General features: G+C 72.2%; 17 protein-coding genes. 8 read left to right on the top strand and 9 right to left on the bottom strand.

All coding sequences use genetic code 11. From position 1 onward, the window contains the following. Positions 1-6: 6 nt before the first annotated feature. The 4 genes from K8U61_RS00890 to K8U61_RS00875 form a co-directional block, all read right to left on the bottom strand. Entirely contained in the window at positions 7-900 is an 894-nt protein-coding gene (locus K8U61_RS00890; protein ID WP_224121072.1) for a helix-hairpin-helix domain-containing protein, read from the bottom strand. A 96-nt stretch (positions 901-996) separates the two neighbouring features. Then, positions 997-1,851 (bottom strand): DegV family protein, encoded by an 855-nt coding sequence (locus K8U61_RS00885; protein ID WP_224121071.1) that lies wholly within the window; start codon positions 1,849-1,851, stop codon positions 997-999. Between the two features lie 23 nt (positions 1,852-1,874). Then, complete coding sequence (gene leuS / locus K8U61_RS00880; RefSeq protein ID WP_224121070.1) at positions 1,875-4,355, bottom strand: leucine--tRNA ligase; 2,481 nt, start codon at positions 4,353-4,355, stop codon at positions 1,875-1,877. Between the two features lie 153 nt (positions 4,356-4,508). Beyond that, a complete protein-coding gene (locus K8U61_RS00875) occupies positions 4,509-5,144 on the bottom strand; it encodes a TetR/AcrR family transcriptional regulator (RefSeq protein ID WP_224121069.1) in 636 nt (211 codons plus the stop codon). Between the two features lie 195 nt (positions 5,145-5,339). Between K8U61_RS00875 and K8U61_RS00870 the strand changes: the two genes are divergently transcribed. From K8U61_RS00870 to K8U61_RS00855, 4 genes are read left to right on the top strand one after another with little or no spacing between them, the layout of a single operon-like run. After that, positions 5,340-6,134, top strand: a complete 795-nt coding sequence (locus K8U61_RS00870; protein ID WP_224121068.1) for an SDR family NAD(P)-dependent oxidoreductase — start codon at positions 5,340-5,342, stop codon at positions 6,132-6,134. A gap of 1 nt (position 6,135) precedes the next feature. After that, a complete protein-coding gene (locus K8U61_RS00865) occupies positions 6,136-7,266 on the top strand; it encodes a DUF5938 domain-containing protein (RefSeq protein ID WP_224121067.1) in 1,131 nt (376 codons plus the stop codon). 15 nt (positions 7,267-7,281) lie between these two features. Continuing rightward, on the top strand, positions 7,282-8,817 hold the full coding sequence (locus K8U61_RS00860; protein WP_224121066.1) for an acyl-CoA synthetase: 1,536 nt from the start codon (positions 7,282-7,284) through the stop codon (positions 8,815-8,817). Next, complete coding sequence (locus K8U61_RS00855) at positions 8,814-9,587, top strand: SDR family NAD(P)-dependent oxidoreductase (RefSeq protein ID WP_224121065.1); 774 nt, start codon at positions 8,814-8,816, stop codon at positions 9,585-9,587. The genes K8U61_RS00860 and K8U61_RS00855 overlap by 4 nt, the downstream gene beginning before the upstream one ends. Before the next feature lie 66 nt (positions 9,588-9,653). Here the strand turns inward: K8U61_RS00855 and phoA are convergent, their stop codons facing one another. Together phoA and K8U61_RS00845 are read right to left on the bottom strand one after the other, a co-directional pair. Continuing rightward, positions 9,654-11,333, bottom strand: a complete 1,680-nt coding sequence (gene phoA / locus K8U61_RS00850; RefSeq protein WP_224121064.1) for an alkaline phosphatase — start codon at positions 11,331-11,333, stop codon at positions 9,654-9,656. Positions 11,334-11,395: 62 nt separating this feature from the next. Then, complete coding sequence (locus tag K8U61_RS00845; RefSeq protein WP_224121063.1) at positions 11,396-12,382, bottom strand: helix-turn-helix domain-containing protein; 987 nt, start codon at positions 12,380-12,382, stop codon at positions 11,396-11,398. A 50-nt stretch (positions 12,383-12,432) separates the two neighbouring features. On the opposite strand from K8U61_RS00845, the gene K8U61_RS00840 reads away from it, so the two are divergent. Then, on the top strand, positions 12,433-13,899 hold the full coding sequence (locus tag K8U61_RS00840) for a flavin-containing monooxygenase (RefSeq protein ID WP_224121062.1): 1,467 nt from the start codon (positions 12,433-12,435) through the stop codon (positions 13,897-13,899). On the opposite strand, the gene K8U61_RS00835 is transcribed toward K8U61_RS00840, so the two are convergent. Continuing rightward, positions 13,871-14,296: a VOC family protein gene (locus K8U61_RS00835; protein WP_224121061.1), complete on the bottom strand. Its 426-nt coding sequence runs from the start codon at positions 14,294-14,296 to the stop codon at positions 13,871-13,873. The two genes, K8U61_RS00840 and K8U61_RS00835, sit on opposite strands and share 29 nt — an antisense overlap. A gap of 68 nt (positions 14,297-14,364) precedes the next feature. After that, entirely contained in the window at positions 14,365-16,023 is a 1,659-nt protein-coding gene (locus K8U61_RS00830) for an acyl-CoA synthetase (protein ID WP_224121060.1), read from the bottom strand. A gap of 201 nt (positions 16,024-16,224) precedes the next feature. Between K8U61_RS00830 and K8U61_RS00825 the strand changes: the two genes are divergently transcribed. From K8U61_RS00825 to K8U61_RS00815, 3 genes are read left to right on the top strand one after another with little or no spacing between them, the layout of a single operon-like run. Beyond that, on the top strand, positions 16,225-16,653 hold the full coding sequence (locus K8U61_RS00825) for a MarR family winged helix-turn-helix transcriptional regulator (RefSeq protein WP_224121059.1): 429 nt from the start codon (positions 16,225-16,227) through the stop codon (positions 16,651-16,653). After that, positions 16,650-18,056, top strand: coding sequence for an MFS transporter (locus tag K8U61_RS00820; protein WP_224121058.1), 1,407 nt, complete (start codon positions 16,650-16,652; stop codon positions 18,054-18,056). The genes K8U61_RS00825 and K8U61_RS00820 overlap by 4 nt, the downstream gene beginning before the upstream one ends. Next, a complete protein-coding gene (locus K8U61_RS00815) occupies positions 18,056-18,613 on the top strand; it encodes an isochorismatase family protein (RefSeq protein ID WP_224121057.1) in 558 nt (185 codons plus the stop codon). Before K8U61_RS00820 ends, K8U61_RS00815 begins: the two co-directional genes overlap by 1 nt. Here K8U61_RS00815 and K8U61_RS00810 read toward each other — a convergent pair whose 3' ends face one another. Next, positions 18,614-20,314, bottom strand: coding sequence for a phospholipase C (locus K8U61_RS00810; protein WP_224121056.1), 1,701 nt, complete (start codon positions 20,312-20,314; stop codon positions 18,614-18,616). Positions 20,315-20,353: the final 39 nt, after the last annotated feature.

The following is a 20,353-nucleotide window of genomic DNA, read 5'->3' as shown; positions in this document are numbered from 1 at the left end:
CGTCGCTCACACCGTGACCAGCGGGGCGACCTCGGCCAGGGTCGCGTCGCCGATGCCGTCGACGTCGAGGAGGTCGTCGACCGAGCTGAACCCACCGTTCTCCTCGCGCCAGGCGACGATCGCCGCCGCGGTCACCGGGCCGATCTCCGGGAGCGCCTCGAGCTCGGTCTCGGAGGCCGTGTTGAGGTCGACCAGCGGGCCGGCCGTCGCGCCCGCTGACGGCGTCGCGCCCGCCGCGACCCCGGGCGGTGGCGTCACCCCGACCACGATCTGCTCGCCGTCGACCAGTACGCGCGCGAGGTTGAGCCCGGTCAGGTCCACGCCGGGCCGCGCTCCCCCGGCGGCGTCCAGGGCGTCGACCACCCGGGCGCCCTCGTCGAGGACGACGATGCCCGTCGACCGCACCTTGCCCTCGACGTCGACGGTCACCGAGCCCCCACCCGACCCGCCGTCGGGCGAGGTCGTCGCCGCGACCGGGGAGACCCCGGGCAACGCGCTGCCGTCGGTCGCCGCGGCCGGCTCGAGCACCGGGGCCTCGACCGGCTCGGGGTCGCCACGCACCAACCACCAGCAGGTGACCGCCAGCGCCACCGCCACCCCGAGCGCCAGCACGGCCAGCTGCGGCGGGCCGAGTGCCACCCGCCCGCGCAGCGAGGCGAGCGCGCCGTCGGGCCCGCGCCGCGACGCGTGCCGACCCGGCACCGGGACCGGCGGCACCGGGACCACGGGGAGCTCCACCGGCTCGGGAGGCGCCGCGGGCCGGATCCGGGTGTGCCCCGCGGTCCAGTCGTCGGCGGGCTCGGCCACGGGGCGCCGCTCGCCGGCGAGCTCGGCGCTCAGCAGCGCGAGCCGGCGGCTGACGGCTTCCTGGTGGTCCGGGGTGGGACGGCGGTTCGGCATGTCGGCGACGCTAGGTCGATCCGGGGACCGTCCGCGGTGCGCCGGCACCCGCCTGTGGACAACGCCGTTCCGGTCGTCCCTGTGGACGACACGTGGTCAGAGCACCGGCGCGACGCAGACGGCGATCATCCCGGGCCCGACGTGCGCGCCCAGGACCGCGCCGAGCTCCCCGCACCAGACCTCGCGCCCGTCGAGGTTCGCCTCGAGGCGCTGGGCGAGCCTCTCGGTGAGCTGGCCCGCCCGCTCGGGGCTGGCGAGATGGGCGACGCAGACGTCGACCGGACCGTCGCCGGCGGCCTGCACGGCCAGCTCCTCGAGCCGCGACAGGGCCCGCGCGGAGGTGCGCACCCGCTCGAGCGAGGCGACCCGGCCGTCCTCGATCTGCAGCAGCGGCTTGACCGCGAGCGCGCCGCCGAGCAGGGCCGCGGCGGCGCCGATCCGGCCACCGCGGCGGAGGTACTCCAGCGTGTCGACGTAGAAGAGCGACGACGACGCGGCCGCGCGCGCTCGGGCGGCGTCGGCGGCCTCCTCGGCGGTCCCGCCCGCGGCGACGACGTCGGCGGCAGCGAGCGCGGCGTACCCGGTGGCGACCCCGACCTGCCGGGTGTCCACGGGGATCACCGGCACCGACGCGTCGCGGGCGGCCAGCTGGGCGGACTCGTAGGTGCCGCTCATGTCGCCGGAGAGGTGCACCGACACGATCGCGGTGGCCCCGTCGCGGACGGCGCGCTCGTAGACCTCGAGCAACGCTCGGGGGCCGGGCCGCGAGGTGCTGACCGGCTTCCACTCCTTGAGCGCGGCCGCGACCAGCTCGGGTGTGGCCCCGCCCTCGCCCTCGTCGTAGACGGTCGCGCCGATCACCACCTGGAGCGGCACGACCAGGATCCCGCGCTCGGCCGCCAGCTCCGGAGGGAGGCTGGCGGTCGAGTCGGTGACGATCGCGACCGGCATGCCGGGAAGGTTAGACGACCGGGTCAGACGACGACGTTGACCAGCTTGGGCGCACGCACGATCACCTTGCGCACGGGCCGCCCGTCGATCGCCTTCACCACGCCCGGGTCGGCCAGCGCCAGCTGCTCCAGGTCGGCCTCCGAGATGTCGGGGGCGACCTCCAGCCGCGCCTTCACCTTGCCCTGGATCTGCACGACGGCGGTCACGGACTCCTCGACCAGCAGCGCCGGGTCGACGGCGGGCCAGCCGGCGCGGGCCACGGTGGGCTGGTGGCCCAGCCGCTCCCACATCTCCTCGGCGGTGTACGGCGCGACCAGCGACAGCAGGATCGCCACCGCCTCCGCAGCCTCGCGTACGGCGGGGTCGGCCGGGCCGGCTCCGGAGTCGATGGCCTTGCGGGTGGCGTTCACCAGCTCCATGACGCGGGCGACCATGACGTTGAAGCGGTAGGACTCGACCAGCTCGGCCGCGTCGTGCACCGTCCGCGCGGTGACGCGCCGCAGCGCGACGTCGCCGCCCTCGGCCGGGGTGCCGGCCGCCGAGGTGACGTCGCCCGACAGCCGCCAGGCGCGCTGCAGGAAGCGCAGCGACCCGGCCGGCGACACGTCGGCCCAGTCGATGTCGTCCTCCGGCGGGCCGGCGAAGACCAGGGTCAGCCGTACGGCGTCCACCCCGAACTCCGCGAGCTGGTCCCCCAGGCTGACACCGTTGCCCAGCGACTTGCTCATCTTCTTGCCGCGGTTGATGACGAAGCCCTGGTTCAGCTGCGCCGCGAAGGGCTCGCGGGTCTCCAGCATCCCCATGTCGGCCAGCACCTTGGTGAAGAAGCGCGCGTACAGCAGGTGCAGCACCGCGTGCTCGACGCCGCCGACGTAGATGTCGGCGGGCATCCAGGCGTTCGCCTTCGCCACGTCGAACGGGCCCTCGTCGTACGACGGGGAGCAGTAGCGCAGGAAGTACCACGACGAGTCGACGAAGGTGTCCATCGTGTCGCTGTCGCGCTTGGCCGGACCGCCACAGGTCGGGCACTCCACGTCGACCCACTCGGACGCGGCGGCCAGCGGCGAGACGCCCTTGGGCTTCAGGTCGGCGCCGCGCAGCTCGGGCAGCGTCAGCGGCAGCTGGTCGTAGGGGACGGCGACCTCGCCGTCCTTCTCGCAGTGGATGACCGGGATCGGGACGCCCCAGTAGCGCTGGCGGCTCAGCAGCCAGTCGCGCAGGCGGAAGTTGACCGCGCCCTGGCCGGTGCCCTGCTGCTCCAGGAAGTCGATGGTCGCGCGCTTGGCCTCGGCGACGCCCAGGCCGTTGATGTCCAGCGGCGCGTCGACGCCGGGCGCCGGCGAGTTGATCGCCGGGCCCTCGCCGTGGAACGCCTCGCCGTCGAAGCCCTCCGGGGTCTGGGTGGTGCGGATGATCTCCAGCCCCATGACCGTGGCGAACTCCCAGTCGCGCTGGTCGCCGCCGGGCACACCCATGACCGCGCCGGTGCCGTAGTCGGCCAGCACGTAGTCGGTCGCCCAGACCGGGATCTGCGTACCGGTGACCGGGTTGGTCGCGGTCACGCCCAGGTCGACGCCGGTCTTCGGGCGGTCGGTCGACAGCCGCTCGATCTCGGTCTCCTTGCGGATCTCCTCGCGGTAGGCCTCGAACGCCGGGCGCTGCGCGTCGGTCACCAGCTCGTCGGCCAGCGCGGAGTCCACGGCGACCACCATGAACGTCGTACCGAAGATCGTGTCGGGACGCGTCGTGTAGACGGTCACCGGCTCCTCACGACCCGAGATCGCGAACGAGACGTGGGCGCCCTCGGAGCGACCGATCCAGTTGCGCTGGGCGGTGACCACGCGGGTCGGCCAGGTGGCCTCCAGCCGGTCCAGGTCGTCCAGCAGCTCCTGGGCGTACTCGGTGATCTTGAAGTACCACTGGGTCAGCTCGCGCTTGGTCACCTGCGCGCCACAGCGCTCGCAGTGGCCGTCGACGACCTGCTCGTTGGCCAGCACGGTCTGGTCGTTGGGGCACCAGTTGACCGGGCTGTTCTTGCGGTAGGCCAGCCCGCGCTCGCGGAACTTCAGGAACAGCCACTGGGTCCAGCGGTAGTACTCCGGGTCGGAGGTGTGCAGCCGGCGGGTCCAGTCGAAGGAGATGCCGTAGCGCTTGAAGGACTCGTACTGCGTCTCGATGTTGGCGTAGGTGTACGTCGCCGGGTGCTCGTCGTTGCGGATCGCGGCGTTCTCCGCGGGCAGCCCGAAGGAGTCCCAGCCCATCGGGTTCATGACCTCGTAGCCGCGCTGCCACCAGTAGCGCGCGATCACGTCGTGCAGCGCCGTCACCTCGGCGTGACCCATGTGCAGGTCGCCGCTCGGGTAGGGGAACATCGTCAGCGCGTACTTCTTCTCGCGCGGCGAGTCGTCGTCGGCGCGGAAGGGCTGCAGCTCGTCCCAGACGGGCAGCCACTTGTCCTGGACGGCGGCGACGTCGTACGTCGCGGTCTCGTCGTGCTCGGTCATGTCGTCTCTCTCCACGTCTCGTCGGGATCCTGCTCGTCCTGGCCCGGGGCACAAAAAAACCCCTCGGGCGTGAGGGGTGGCCGCACTGAGAAGGTGATCAGTGCGGCTGGCTAAGGAGCAGGGTCCTGCGCATGCCCACAGGGTACCCGAAGGTCAGCCCCCGGCCGCGTCCACGGCCGGGGCGAGCATGAGCGGCATCAGCGCGTGCACCTGGGCGGCCATCGCGTCCACGGCGTCGGCCGAGCCGGTCAGGTGGCCGAGGAGCGCCTGCTGGAAGAGCCCGTCGAGCACGCCGTACGCCGCGTGGGGAGTCATCGACGTCGGCCGGCCGGACAGCTCGGCGTAGCGGGTGACGATCCGCCAGATCATGTCCTCGAGCGTGGCGTCGATCATCAGGACGGCCTCGCGGAGCTTCTCCTCGAACATGCTCTGGGTGCGGAGGTCGTACCAGAGGCGGTGCATCGCCGCCTCCTCCTGCACGGTCTCGACGAGCTTGGCCGCGAAGGCGTCGAGCAGCTCCTCGGGCGTGGTCGACTCGGCGACGACGGCGTCGTAGCGGGTCACGCAGCGCGCCTTGTAGTAGCGCACGCAGTAGATGATCAGCTCGAGCTTGTCGGAGAAGTAGTAGTGCACGACGCCGTGGCTGAACGCGGAGTTGTTGGCGATCTCGCGCAGGCTCGTGCGGGCGTAGCCGAGCTCGCCGAGCGTCTGCAGCGCCGACTCCGCGAGCTGGTTGCGCCGCTCGTCGTACTTGTCCGCGGGCGCGCGACGCGCCTCCTTGGTGGGCACCACCGATCGCCTCCCTCGCCCCTGGTCGGGCGTCACTGTACGCGCCCGGAGCCCCGCTCCGTCGTCGATCTTGACGAGTGTCCGGATTTGTCTTGACGAATGTCCAGCAAAGTCTTGACAGTCGTCAAGGGATCGGGCCTACGTTTGTGACGACCACCACTCCGCGCTCCGTCGCGGACCTCCCGAGGAGACCCCATGACTCTCGATCTCACCGGCCGCACGGCCCTCGTCACCGGAGGCGCCCAGGGCCTCGGCGAGGGCATGGCCCACGCGCTCGCGGCGGCCGGCGCGCGCGTCGTCGTCGCCGACCTCCAGGACGACCTCGGCGAGAAGGTCGCCGACGCCCTCGAGGGCGAGGGCCACGGCTTCGTCCACCACGACGTGACCGACGAGGCGAGCTGGGAGAACGCGGTCACCGCGGCGACCCAGGACTTCGGCGGGCTCGACGTGCTGGTCAACAACGCGGGCGTCGAGATCAGCAGCCTCATCGTCGACGTGGACCCGAAGGACATCCGCACGATGCTCGAGGTCAACGTCCTCGGCACCGCCCTCGGCCTGAAGTGGGGCCTGCGCGCCATGCGCCCCGACGGCGTCGCGGGCAACGGCGGCAGCATCATCAACATCGCGTCGGTCGCGGCGACCATCGCCTTCCCCGGCATCCCGATCTACTCCGCCACCAAGTCCGCCGTCGACCGGATGACCCGCGTCGCGGCGATGGAGGCCGGCAAGCTCGGGTACGGCGTGCGCGTCAACTGCGTCTACCCCGGCCTGGTGCCCACCGCGATGGGCCAGGGCCTCGCCGTCGACATGGCGAAGCTCGGCCTCTTCGGCTCGCCCGAGGAGGCCGTCGCCGCGGTCGTCGAGCTGACGCCCTCCGGACGGCTCGGCGAGGTCGCCGACATGGCCGACGCCGTCGTCTTCCTGGCCTCCGACCAGGCCCGCTTCGTCAACGGCATCGGCCTCCCGGTCGACGGCGGGATGGGGATGTGACATGAGCTCGAGCAAGCCTGTCGTCGTCTACGGCGCCTCCGGCTACACCGGCCGGCTGATCTGCGAGTACCTCCGCGAGTACCACGTCCCCTTCGTCGCGGCCGGCCGCGACGAGGGCCGGCTCAAGAGCTCGATGGAGTCCAACGTCGCCGGCATCGAGACCGCCGACTACGAGGTCGTCGCCTGCGACGGCAGTCCCGATGGCCTCGCCGAGCTGCTCGACGGCGCCTCGGTCGTGCTCAACACGGTCGGCCCGTTCAGCCAGCTCGGCCCGGCGGTCGTCGAGGCCGCCCTCGCCGCCGGCGTCCACTACACCGACACCACCGGCGAGCAGGACTGGCTGATCACCTGCGACGAGCAGTACGGCGCGGCGTACGCCGCCAAGGGGCTGCTGCTCGCGCCCGGCATCGCGCAGATGTACACGACCGGCGAGATCGCCGCCGAGGTGGCGCTCGAGAAGCCCGGCCTCGACACCCTCGACATCGCCGTCTTCTGGGGTGGCAGCCCGACGGTCGCCTCGACCCTGACGATCCTGGTCAACGCCGCGCTCGCCGGCGCCTACTACCTCGAGCAGAACCAGTACGTGCCGTGGGACCCGGAGGCCGGGCTCTACCAGCTCGCGATCCCCGGCCAGCACGAGCTCGCGCTGGCGCTGCCGTGGGGCGGCACCTCCCACCCGGTCTGGTACAAGCGCGATCCTCGTGTCGCCACCTGCAAGGTGCTCGGCGGCGTCTTCAACAAGCCGCTCATGATGGGCGTCCCGCAGATCGTCGCCGCGGCCGTCGAGGCGACCAAGGACATGCCGCCGGACGAGAAGTACGCCGCCCTGACCGCGACCGCGTCGCAGGTGATGAGCGAGATGCCGCCGCGGGAGAACCCGCGCGTCAACAAGTCCATGGACTCCGTCCACGCCTCCGGCCCGCTCGGGCGTGCGCACTGCGTCATCCACGGCAACCAGAACTACAAGCAGACGGGCGCGCTGCAGGCCTACGCGGCGTACTCCCTGCTCCAGCAGCCGGCCAAGCGGGCCGGCTTCGCGTCCGGCTGCCAGGCGTTCGGCCACCGCGAGCTGCTCGGGGTGCTGCGCGGCTTCGGCCTCGTCTCCGAGCCCGTGCTCACCATCGAGAGCTGAGCGAGAGGGCCGGACGTGCGACTCGTCGACTATCTGGACAAGGGGGCGTCCCTGGCCCGGGACGCGCCCTGCCTGACGACCGACGGCGAGACCTGGACGTACGCCGAGGTGCAGGAGCTCAGCGGCCGGATCGCCGCGGCGCTGGTCGAGCGCGGCGTCCGGCCCGGGGAGAAGGTCGCGATCCTGTCGGCCAACGACCCCCTGGCCTTCACCTGCGTCTTCGGGATCAGCCGCGCGGGTGCCGTGTGGTGCCCGATCAACCCCCGCAACGAGGCCGCCGAGAACCAGGAGCTCCTCGAGCTCTTCGAGTGCGTCACGTTGTTCTATCAGGAGAAGTTCGCACCGCTCGTGCAGCAGATCCATGGTGATCTCCCCCGACTCGCCACGCTGGTCTGCCTCGACGGCACCTCCCCCCAGGTGCCCGGTGCGCTCTCCTGGGAGGACTTCGTGGCCGGCCACGTCGTCGACGTTCCCCCCGTCGATGACGTGGCCATGATCGTCGGCACGGGCGGGACGACGGGCCGACCCAAGGGCGTGATGCTGACCGGCACCAACCTCGAGACGATGACCGCGATCACGCTGATGAGCTACCCCTTCGAGGGCCGGCCGGTCTACCTCGCGCTGGCGCCGCTGACCCACGCCGCCGGGGTGCTGTGCTTCCCGGTCCTGGCGCTGGGCGGCGAGATCGTGGTGATGCGCTCCCCCGACGTCGGCCGGTTCGTCGAGCTCGTCGAGCACCACCACGTCACCCACACGTTCCTGCCGCCGACCCTGATCTACATGGTCCTGGCGCACGACGCGCTCGACGCCACCGACCTCTCCTCGCTGCAGTGCTTCTGGTACGGCGCGGCGCCGATGTCGGCGACCCGGCTCGAGGAGGCGCTGGTGCGGATCGGCCCGGTCATGGCGCAGCTCTTCGGGCAGACCGAGGCGCCGATGATGATCTCGACCCTGCCACCCCGCGACCACTTCCGCCCCGACGGGAGCGTCGCCACCGAGCGACTGTCATCAGCGGGGCGACCGGCTCCGCTGGTGACGGTCTCGATCATGGGCGAGGACGGCGCCCTGCTGGAGCGCGGCGAGCGCGGCGAGATCGTCGTGCGCAGCTCGCTGGTGATGGCCGGCTACCACCGCAACCCGGAGGCGACCGCCGAGGCGTCGGCGTACGGCTGGCACCACACGGGCGACATCGGCTACCTCGACGAGGACAACTACCTCTACATCGTCGACCGGGCGAAGGACATGGTCATCACCGGCGGCTTCAACGTCTACTCGACCGAGGTGGAGCAGGCGCTGATGGCGCACCCCGACGTCCAGGACTGCGCGGTGATCGGGCTGCCGGACGAGAAGTGGGGCGAGCGGGTCACCGCCGTTCTCCAGCTGCGGCCCGGTGCCCGCGGCGACACCGACGAGATCACGGCGTTCGTCAGGGAACGGATCGGCAGCGTGAAGACGCCCAAGCAGGTGGAGGTCTGGGACGACCTGCCCCGCTCGAAGGTCGGGAAGGTGCTGAAGTCCGACATCCGGGCGTCGCTATCGTCGCTCGCATGACCCAGACCCGCACCGTCCCCGACCTGTTCCGCCTCGACGGCAAGGTGGCCGTCGTGACCGGGGCGTCCAGCGGCCTCGGGGTCGCTTTCGCCCAGGGCCTCGCCGAGGCCGGTGCCGACCTCGCGCTCGGCGCCCGACGCGTCGACCGGCTCGCCGACACGGCGCGGCTCGTCGAGGGCGCCGGACGACGGGCGCTGACGGTCGAGACCGACGTCTCCGACCCCGACTCGTGCACCCGCCTCGTCGCGCTCGCGATGGAGGAGTTCGGCCGGGTCGACGTCCTGGTCAACAACGCCGGCATCGGGACCGCGGTGCCGGCCACCCGCGAGCAGCCCGAGGAGTTCCGCGGCGTCATCGACGTCAACCTCAACGGCTGCTACTGGATGGCGCAGGCGTGCGGCCGGGTGATGCAGCCGGGCTCGTCGATCATCAACATCAGCTCGGTCCTCGGCCTCACCACCGCCGGGCTCCCGCAGGCGGCGTACGCCGCGTCGAAGGCCGGCCTGATCGGCCTGACCCGCGACCTGGCCCAGCAGTGGACCGGCCGCAAGGGCATCCGGGTCAACGCGATCGCCCCGGGCTTCTTCGCCTCGGAGATGACCGAGCAGTACCCACCCGGCTACCTCGACCAGATGGCCTTCCGGATTCCCGCCGGCCGCAAGGGCGACCCCGCCGAGCTCACCGCCGCCGTGGTGTTCCTGGCCTCCGACGCCGGTGGCTATGTCACGGGTCAGACCCTCGCCGTCGACGGCGGGCTGACGATCACCTGATCTCGAGACAGCGCTGACCCGGCAGAAGCTCTCTGCCGGGTCAGCGCTCCGTTGGTGCCGGGTCGGCTACTTCTTGACCTTGAACGACGTCGTGGCCGTCGTACCGGACTGCAGGCCCTTGACGGTGACGTGGTAGGTCCCGGTCTTCTTCGGGCTGACGGTGAGCGTCGCGTCACCACCGGAGAGGTCGCGGGTGGCGCTGTCCTTCGTCGCCCCGGTCACCTTGATCGAGACCTGGCGGTCGGCGTCGAAGCCGGTGATCGCGATGGTCACCGACCGGCCCGGCTTCACCGAGCCCGGCCGGGCCTTGACCTTGCCGTGGTCGCTGCCGTGCTCCGTGTCGTCGACCAGGCCGAGCGCGTTGCGGATCGTGAAGTAGAGGTCGGTCTGGTCGGTCAGGCCGACGATGTTGGCCGCACCCGGTCCGTACCCCGCGACCCGCAGCTGCGAGCCCGTGTGCTGCTGGGAGCTGCCGGTCGAGGTGCCGTAGTTGATCGCCATCGGCGCGCCGTCGGCGGTGGTCAGCGTGACCGTCTTGCCCGGCGAGTCGCTGCCGACCTCGATGATCTGGCTGGTGTGGGCGTGGTCGGCGGTGACGAACACCGAGGTGTTGCCGACCTTCTTCGCGTACGCGAGGGCGACCTGGACGGCCTCGTCGAGGTCGACGGTCTCGCCGAACTGCCCGCAGGCGTCGGCGGCGTGGTCCTGCTTGTCGATCGACGCACCCTCGACCTGCAGGAAGAAGCCGTCGGGGTTCTCCAGGAGGTCGATGGCCTTGTCGGTCATCTCGGCGAGGGTCGGCTGCGTGGCCGGGCGGGCCGGGTTGTCGGTGCACGTCTCGGCGGGGAGCTTGGAGCCGCCGGCGGTCGCGGCCGGGCCGACCCAGCGCACCGGCATGTTGCCCGCGGCGAAGAGCCCGAGCAGCGGCGCATCCTGGTCCGCGTCGGACACCGCGGCGAGGCCGGACTTGTCCGTCACGACCTGGTAGCCGCGGTCGTCGGCCTGCTCCATCAGGGTCTGGCCGGCCCACTCGCCGCCCTTGGCGGTCTGCGCGAAGGTGGTCGCGCCGCCACCCAGGGTGACGTCGGGACGCGTGTCGAGCAGCTGCTCGGTGATCGAGCCGAGGCCGCCGTTCTCCAGCGCCGCCTCCGGGCACGTCGTCGACGTCTGGTCCGGGCCGTAGCAGGACCGCGCGGAGATGTGCGAGACCTGGACCGCCGGGGTGGCGTCCTGGAGCTCGGAGGTCGTGACGTCGCCGGTCTTGAGCCCGTTGAGCTTCGCGAGCTCGAGGAGCGTCTGCTGCGGCTCGCCGGCGAGGTTCACCGAGATCGCGTTGTCGTAGGTCTTCGTGCCCGTCGACCACGCCGAGCCGGTCGCGGCCGAGTCGGGCACGTAGTCGGGCAGGCCGGTGCTCTTGGTGAGCGAGTACGTCGTGTACTGGCCGGTCAGCGGCAGGGCGTCGATGCCGGCGAAGCGGCCGGCGGCACCCTCGGCGTAGTTGCGGGCCGAGGTGATCTCGGAGTCGCCCATGCCGTCGCCGATGAGCAGGATGACGTTGCGGGCGTGGCCGCCCACGACGGCCGAACGGACCGCGTTGGTGCGGTCGCCGTCGTTGCGGGCCGCCCCTCCGTGGTCGGACAGGTCAGCCTCCGGGGCGTTGGCGACCGCGAAGGTCGCAGAGGCGGCGACGACGAGGGTCGCGATACCGGCGGCCGCGAACCACGGCCGGGTCGTGCGTGCATGCATGCTGAACGGGTCCTTCCCATGTGCGCGCCGTGTCCGTTCACGGCGCGTCCGCGTCGACCCGATCAGTGCGGGGTGAACGGACGGCCCTCCGCCGGTGTCTGTCGCGTGGCATCCCGGCGACGCGAGCGCGGGGTGGCGCCGGTCCAGCGCCGGTGCGCCGCGATGAAGCTGGTGGCCTCGGCGTACCCCAGCCGGACGGCGACGTCGGCGACGAGCAGCCGACCCGAGCCCAGCAGCTCGCCGGCCAGCGCCTCGCGGACCTCGTCGACCAGCTGGCGGTACGACGTCCCCGCGTCGCCGAGGCGACGACGCAGGGTGCGCTCGCTGAGGCCGAGCGCGGCCGCGACCTCCGGCATCGGGGCGCCGCGACCGAGGTGCTGGGTGACGACCACGCGCACCTCGGCCGGGAGGCCCGAGCGGTCCCGCCTGCGGGCGACGACCCCGGCGCACAGCTCCTCGGCGAGCGCCCGTCCGTCGGGGCTGGAACGGCGCAGCGGCCGGTCGAGCAGGGTCGCGTCGAAGCCGATCTCCCGCATCGCACCGCTGCCGACCAGCCGGGTCGGCACCCCGCCCTCCACGAGCTCCGCGAGCACCGACCGGATCGCCGCCGCGTCCCGCTCGACGAGGAAGCGGCGTACGTCGGCGGGCAGGGGTGTGCCGTCGAGGACGATCCGCACGCGGTCACCGTCGAGGCCGGCGACGGGGATCACGAAGGTGTGGCTGAGGTCGAGGAAGCGCAGCGCCACGTTCATCGCGTCGAGCACGGTCGCGCTCGCGAGCAGGGCGTAGCCGAACGCCCCGAACGTCGCCGCGCGGTAGCAGCGCCCGACCTCGGCGCCGACCTCGCCGAGGGAGGCCTGCAGGTTGCGGACCACCCGCAGCTCCTGCCGCGCCGTCACGACCGGGTCGGAGCCCGTGAGCCCGGAGCCGGCCAGCACGGCCCTCGGCGTCATCCCGCGCTCGATCCCGTGGGCGAGGAGGAGCGTCACCCCGGCGCCGGTGCGCTGGTAGTCCCAGTCCCCCACCGCCGCGGGCGCGAAGTCGACCATGGCCGAAATTATGGATCCGCTCGAGAGCCGCCGGATCTAGCGTCCTCCCCATGGACCCTCGCGTGATCGTCATCGGTGCCGGCTTCGGCGGGCTCGGCGCCGCCCACGCCCTCCTCGAGGCCGGCATCCACGACGTGACCGTCCTGGAGCGCGCCGACGACGTCGGCGGGGTCTGGCGCGAGAACACCTACCCCGGCGCCGCCTGCGACGTGCCCTCCCCGCTCTACTCCTGGTCGTGGGCCACCAACCCCGACTGGTCGCGCCGCTACAGCCCGCAGCCGGAGATCCTCGACTACGTCCGGCGCACCGCACAGGAGACAGGACTCCGTGACCTGGTCCGCACCGGCGTCACCGTCACCGGGCTCACCTGGACCGACGGCCGGTGGCGGGTGGACACCACGACCGGGTCGTACGACGCCGACGTCGTGGTCTCCGCCGTCGGCCAGCTCTCGGCTCCGGTCGTCCCGGCGATCCCGGGCGCCGACACGTTCGCCGGCCCGGCCTTCCACTCGGCGCAGTGGCGCCACGACGTCGACCTGCGCGGCCGGCGGGTCGCGGTCGTCGGCACCGGCGCCAGCGCGGTGCAGTTCGTGCCGGGCATCGTCGACGACGTCGCGGCGATGACGGTATTCCAGCGGTCCGCGCCGTACGTCGTGCTCCGCCCCGACCGGGCCTACTCCCGCCTCCACCACCGGCTCTTCCGGCGCTTCCCGCGCGCTCTGGCCTTCGAGCGGCGCGCGACCTTCGAGCTCACCGAGCTCTTCAACCGCGCCCTCGAGGGCACCTCCGTGGTCCGGAGGCCGCTGATGGCGGCGATCCGCGCGGTCTGGCGGCTGCACCTGCGCCGCCAGGTCCGCGACCCCGGGCTGCGCCGCCGGCTGGTGCCGGACTACCCGCTGGGGTGCAAGCGGCTGCTCTTCTCCAACGACTGGTACCCCGCCCTCGACCGCGACCACGTCCAGGTCGTCGACGAGGCCATCTCCGCGATCGAGCCGGGCGGCGTCCGCACCGCCGACGGGCGCCTGCACGAGGCGGACGTGCTGCTGTGGGGCACCGGCTTCGCGGCCACCGACTTCCTCGCGGGGATCACGGTGCGCGGGGTCGACGGGGTCGCGCTGGCCGACGTGTGGGACGGCGGCGCCCGCGCGCACCTCGGCATCACCGTGGCCGGCTTCCCCAACCTCTTCTGCGTCTACGGCCCCAACACCAACCTCGGCGGCAGCTCGATCATCGGCATGCTCGAGGCCCAGGCCGGCTGGATCGCCCAGGCCGTCCGTGGGATCGCCGACGGCCGCGGCCCGGCGGTCGAGGTCCGCCCCGAGGTGTGGGCGGCGTACGACGAGGAGATGCAGGGGCGGCTCGGCGCGGGCATCTGGTCGCGCTGCGACAGCTGGTACCGCGACGCCTCGCGGATCACCACCAACTGGCCGGGCACGGTGGGCGAGTACCGCACCCGGCTCGCCCGGGTCGACTGGGCGGACCTGGAGGTCAGTCCCCCGAGTCGCCCGCGCCGCTGATGTTGACCATCCAGCTGACGCCGTACGCGTCGGTGAGGTCGCCGAACCAGTCGCCCCACGGGGCCTTGTCGAGCGGGACGTTGACGGTGCCGCCGGCCGCGAGGCCGTCGAACCAGCCGCGGAGCACGTCGACGTCGTCGCCGCTCAGCGCGATCCGGCCGTTGGGGAAGTCGCCCTCCATGTGGCTCGGGACGTCGGCGCCGAACACGGCGACGGAGTCGGAGACCGTGAGGGCGGAGTGCATGACCTGGCCGGACTCGGCGTCGGGCACGCCCATGCCGCCCATGTCGGCGAAGGTCATCACGTCGAGCTGGCCGCCCAGGACGGACTGGTAGAAGGTCATCGCCTCCCGCGCCTCGCCGCGGAAGTTGAGGTAGGGGTTGAGCGAGGTCGACATCGGGAGCTCCTTTGCTCGGCGTACGGCTGTGGGACGACGATGTCACCGACCGCCGACAGCGCCCGGAATCATCGGCCGGTCGCCTGCTCCTTCGCCCAGCGGTAGTCGGCCTTGCCCGCCGGCGAGCGCTGGACCGCGGGCACGCGCACGATCGCCTTCGGGAGCTTGTAGCGCGCGACGTGCCGGGCCGCCTCGGCGAGCAGGTCCTCGTCGCTGACCTCGGCGCCGTCCTCGAGCTGGACGACGGCCACCACCTCGTGGCCCCAGCGCTCCGACGGACGGCCGGCGACGACCACGTCCCGGACGCCGGGGTGCGCGGCGACGGCGCGCTCGACCTCCTCGGCGAAGATCTTCTCGCCGCCGGAGTTGATGGTGACGCTCTCCCGGCCGAGCAGCCGGATCCGGCCGTCCTCGAGCACGCTCGCCCGGTCGCCGGGGACCGACCACCGCACGCCGTCGACGACCGGGAAGGTCCGCGCCGACTTGTCGGGGTCGTCGAGGTAGCCCAGCGGCACGTAGCCGCGCCGCGCCAGCCAGCCTCCGGCCTCGCCCCTCTCCAGCGGGCGGGTCATCAGGTCGTCGAGCACCCACGTGTCGGGCTGCGGGGTGAAGACCATCGCCTCGTCGTCGCCGCCCTTCACCGCCATCTGGCTCATCTGCAGCCCGGTCTCCGACGAGCCGGCCGAGTCGAGCACGAGCACGTTCGGGAGCGCCGCGAAGATCCGCTCGCGCACACCAGGGGTCAGTGCCGCGCCGCCGTTGCCGAAGCTCACCAGCCCGGACAGGTCGTAGGAGCCGCGCTCGACCTCCTCGATGATCGGCTTCGCGATGGCGTCGCCGACGCTGACGATGTTCATCACCCGCTCGCGCGAGGCGACCTCGAGCGCGTTGACCGGGTCGAAGGAGTGGACGTCGTCCGGGATGGCGATCTTGCCGCCCGAGCTGATCGCGTGGAAGGTCGACCACTGCGCCGCACCGTGCATGAAGGGCGGCACCATCAGCAGGCTGAGCCCGCCGTGGGCGTTGCGCGCGTGCTCCTGCAGCTCCTCGTACGACGCGAACGGCTCGGCCGCGCCGAACGGCGTGCCGCCCATCGACGAGACGTAGATGTCGTGGTGCTTCCAGAGCACACCCTTGGGCATCCCCGTGGTGCCGCCGGTGTAGAGCAGGTAGAGGTCCTCGCCACTGGGGGTCGGCATCCCGCCGGCCGGCTCGGGCGCCCGCAGCGTCTCCTCGTAGTCGACCGCGCCGGGCAGCAGCGCGTTGCCGGAGTCGTCGGCGACCTGCACGAGGACGGTCAGCTCGGGCAGCCGGTCGCGGATCGAGGCGACGGTCGGCGCGAACTCCGCGTGGTAGACCAGCGCCCGGGTCCGCGCGTCGGTGAGCAGGTAGAGCAGCTCCTCCTCGACGTACCGGTAGTTGACGTTGAACGACGCCACCCGCGCGCGATGGGCGCCGAGCGTCGCCTCGAGGTACTCGTTCCCGTTGCGCAGGTAGACGCCGAGGTGGTCCTGCCCGGACTCGTGGTTGGGGAGGTCGCCGCGCTCGGTGCGGACGCCGAGGCCCCGGCCGACCAGGTAGCGGGCGAACCCGTCGATCCGGGCGTCCATCTCGGCGTAGGTGACCCGGCGGTCGCGCCAGACCAGCACCACCTGGTCGGGCACCGCGGCCGCGACCGCGCCGAAGACCGACGCGAGGTTGAAGCCCTGGGGCTCGGGAACGGGCATCGACGGCACCTCATCCAGACAAGTAGAACAAGTTCTCGTTCTGGGTGATCGTAGCCCCGCGCCCCCGGCCCGGCATGTAACGCGGAGTTATGGGGTCTTCCGAGCCGTTCTACCGGCTCATCAGACCCCATAACTCCGCGTTACATCCGCGGGGCACCGGGGCTGAGTTGATCAGGGAGACTGATCAGGTAGCCTGACGACATGTCCGCACCTCACCCGGCCGCCGACGCGCTCGTGACCGCCCTCGGCGCCGTCACGCGGCGACTGCGTCAGACCCGGGAGGCCGAGGACCTCGGCCAGCCCGAGTCGATCGCGCTGGCCAGCCTGCGACGCAACGGCGCGACCAGCTCGGCCGAGCTCGCGCGCATCGAGAACATCCGCCCGCAGTCGATGCACGCCACCGTCGTCAGCCTCGAGCGGCAGGGTCTCGTCTCCCGCAGCCCCGACCCCGCGGACGGCCGCCGGATGCTCGTCGAGCTGACGGCGGCCGGCCACGCCGAGGCGCGCAGCAAGCGGTCCGCCCGGCGGGCGCGGGTCGCGGAGGTGCTCGCCCGCGACTTCACCGCCGAGGAGCGCGCCACCCTGCTCGCCGCCGCACCCCTGCTCGAACGACTCGCGAAGGGAATGTGATCCGCACGTCCTCCCCCGCCTCGACCGAGGCCGCGCAGAGCACGAGGTTCGACCGGCGCCTGATCGCGCCGATGGTCCTCGGCTCGATGCTCAACCCGATCAACTCCTCGATCATCACGGTCTCGCTGATCCCGATCGGCCGGGCCTTCGACGCCTCCCCCGCGCGCACCGCCTGGCTGGTCTCGGCCCTGTACGTCGCCACCGCGATCGGCCAGCCGGTGGTCGGACGGCTCGTCGACGTGCTCGGCCCGCGTCGCCTCTACCTCGCCGGCGCGGTCCTGGTCGGCGTGGCCGGGATCATCGGCCTCGTCGCCCAGGACCTCGGGACGCTGGTCGCCGCACGGGTGGTGCTGGGGGTCGGCACCTGCGCCGGCTACCCGTCGGCGATGTACCTCATCCGCGCCGAGGGCCGGCGCACCGGCCAGGAGAGTCCCTCGGGCGTCCTCACCGTCCTGGCCGTCTCCGCCCAGACGATCGCCGTCGTCGGCCCGACCCTCGGCGGCCTGCTGATCGGCGTGGCCGGGTGGCGGGCGACCTTCGCGGTCAACATCCCGATCGCGATCGCCTGCCTCTGGCTCGGCGCCCGGCGGCTGCCCGAGCACGACGCCCTCGAGGAGACGCGCGAGCGCGGCCGCTTCGACCTGCTCGGCACGCTGCTCTTCGGCGTCGCCCTGGTCGCCACCATGCTCTTCCTGATGGAGCGGCGGGTCGACCTGTGGCCGCTGCTCGTGGTCGCGGCCGGCTGCCTCGCGCTCTTCGCGTACGTCGAGCTGCGCCACGCGGACCCGTTCGTCGACCTGCGGCTGCTGCGCGCCACCCCGCCACTGGTCGCAACGTACGCCCGCAACATGCTGTCGGCGACCGTCACCTACTCCTTCATCTACGGCTTCACCCAGTGGCTCCAGGAGAGCCGCGACCTGAGTCCCGCCGCGGCCGGGCTGATGTCCGTGCCGATGTTCGCCACCGCGATCGCGGTCTCGGCGCTGACCGGCCGCAACCCGCGGATCAGGGCGAAGCTGCTCGTCGGCTCGGCGGTCCAGCTGGGCGTCTGCGCCGGCCTGCTGCTGGTCGGGGGCGCCACGCCGCTGTGGGCGCTGGCCCTGCTGACGCTCGCGCTCGGCGTCCCGCAGGGCCTGGTCAGCCTGGCCAACCAGAACGCCGTCTACCACCAGGCACCGGCCGCCCGGATCGCGTCGTCGGCAGGCCTCCTGCGCACCTCCATGTACGTCGGGGCGGTGCTGGCCGCGGCCGCGACCGGCACCTTCCTGCACGCCGGTGCGACCACGTCCGGCCTGCACGGCCTCGCGGGCTGCGCGGTCGTCGCGGCCGCCCTCGCCCTCGTCCTCGCCCTCGCCGACCGCAGCCTGGGTCGCGTGGGCACCCCTACCCGTCAGGAGTCCTGATGCCCCTCACCCACATCGAGCCCACCGCCGCCCTGGTCGTCATCGACCTCCAGCATGGCATCGTGTCCCGCGAGACCGCCCACCCCGTGGCATCGGTCATCGGCAACACGGCCAGGCTCGCCGCGGCGTTCCGCGAGCACGACCTGACCGTCGCGCTGGTCAACGTCGGCGGCATGGCGCCGGGTCGCACCGACGCGCAGCGCACGGCCCCGCCGCGGCCGGCGCCCGCCCCGGACTGGGCGGACCTGGTGCCCGAGCTCGGCGCCACCGACCGCGACATCTTCGTGACCAAGCAGCGCTGGGGCGCCTTCATCGGCACCGACCTGCACGAGCAGCTGGCCGCGCGCGGCGTCAGCCAGCTGGTCTTCACCGGGGTCGCGACCAGCATCGGCGTCGAGTCGTCGGCCCGCTCGGCGTACGACCACGGCTACCACGTCGTGCTCGCCACCGACGCGATGACCGACATGTCCGCCGCCGCGCACGACACGGCAGTCGCCACGGTCTTCCCCCGGCTCGGGGAGACCGCGACGACGGCCGAGGTGCTGGCCGCGCTGTAGCTACTTCTTCTTCGGCGTGCCGTTCGCGCGCAGCAGGTACGCCGCGTCGTGGTGCTTGCCGAAGTCGAAGAGCCCGTCGATCTTCCCGGCGGTGTCGGCGAAGGAGCCGTCCCCGATCGTGCCCAGGCCCCAGTTGTCCTCGATGAAGCGGACGACCGACGCCTGGGTGATGAGCGAGTGCCCGACGTGGTCCCGCTTCGCGTACGGCGAGATCACCAGGAAGGGCAGCCGCTGCCCGGGGCCGCACCGGTCCTGGTAGCCGCTGAGGATCGCGACACCGGAGCCGGCCGGGTCCGTGCAGGTGTTGACGTCGTCCGCGGTGCTCGACGCGTTGGTGATCGTCGGGGCGACGTGGTCGTACCAGCCGTCGGAGTCGTCGTAGGCGATCACGACGGCCGTGTTCTTCCAGTACTTCGAGGTCATGATCGCGTTGATCGTGCGCACCATGAAGTGCTGCTCGTCGATCGGGTCGGAGTACGCCGCGTGCCCGTCCTCGACGTTCTTGGCCTTCACGTAGGAGACGGCCGGCATCGTGGCGCCGCCCGTGCCCTTGAGGGCGTCGTAGAACAGGCTGAGGTCGTACTGGTGGTTGGCCTGGCCGTCGTGACCGATCTCGGCCATCGACGCCGGTGCGAGGTGGTGCGGGTTCGAGGTGCTCTTGTAGTACTCGAACGGGTTGTGGTGCGGGTTGTAGTCGACGTCCGGCGCGCCCGTGATGTTCTCCGAGGTGTGGGTGCACTGGGCGTAGGTGCCCGGCCCGGCGTACGCGACGTCGGGCGCGAAGCCGCCCTGGAACCAGCCCCAGCTGACTCCGCCGGCGTTCATCAGGTCACCGATGTTCTTGTTGCTGTCCTGCATGCCGGCGAGCGCGTTGCTGCTGGTGTGGTTGGTGTCGGCGCAGTCGTCGTAGACCGGGTCGGGGTCGGCGATCACCGTGCCGACCCCGTCGGCGTCCGGCGCGTGCACGCCGTAGGTGTCCGGGGTGGTGGTCTGCGTCGGGTCCTCGGTGCCGGTGGCGGGGTCGTAGCTCATCACGCCGTGCGTCTGCCCGGAGACGACCTCGAGGGCGCCGGGGGTGGAGGGACCGAAGGTGTCGCTCCAGGCGTTGTCGCTCATGGAGTAGTGCTGCGCGTAGTTCCAGAGCGCGGTCACCGTGTTGCCGTCGTAGTAGCCCATGGTCTGGCCGACCCGGTTGAGCAGGCCACAGGTGTCGCCCGAGACGTTCTGGACGAACTTGTCCATCGCGCCCCCGTCGATCGCCTTCTCCTCGGGGGTGTAGTTGTGTCCCTGGTCGCAGGTGACGGCCTCGTCCGGGCCGTAGCGGAAGGGCGGCATCGAGTTCGGGTTGCCGTCGGGGTGGGTCGCGGACTTCGCCTTGAGCAGCTCCGGGTGCGCCCGGAGGTTGTCGACCCTCGGCGTCCTCCTGCCGGCAGTGAAGCGCACCCCGTCGGTGTTCGCGGCCTTCGGGTAGGTCCCGAAGTAGTGGTCGAACGAGACGTTCTCGCTGAAGATCACGACGACGTGCTTGATCGGCGTCGTCGTGCCGTCCGCGGCCCTGGCCGCGCCGGCGGCTCTGGTGGCCACGGGGTCCGCGGCCGACGCCTGGGTCACGCCGCCGGCCGCCAGTGCGGTGGCGACGAGCGCGGCGGCCGTCAGGCCGACACCCGCGCCGCGGGCGCGGGTGAGCTTCGGTGTCCTCATGCTGGATGACCTTTCTGAGTCGTTGCCTTGTGGGAACTC

Origin of the sequence: Nocardioides mangrovi (genome assembly GCF_020073815.1) — a bacterium.
Lineage (GTDB): Bacteria > Actinomycetota > Actinomycetes > Propionibacteriales > Nocardioidaceae > Nocardioides > Nocardioides mangrovi.
This window is presented reverse-complemented; position numbering and strand designations above follow the sequence as displayed.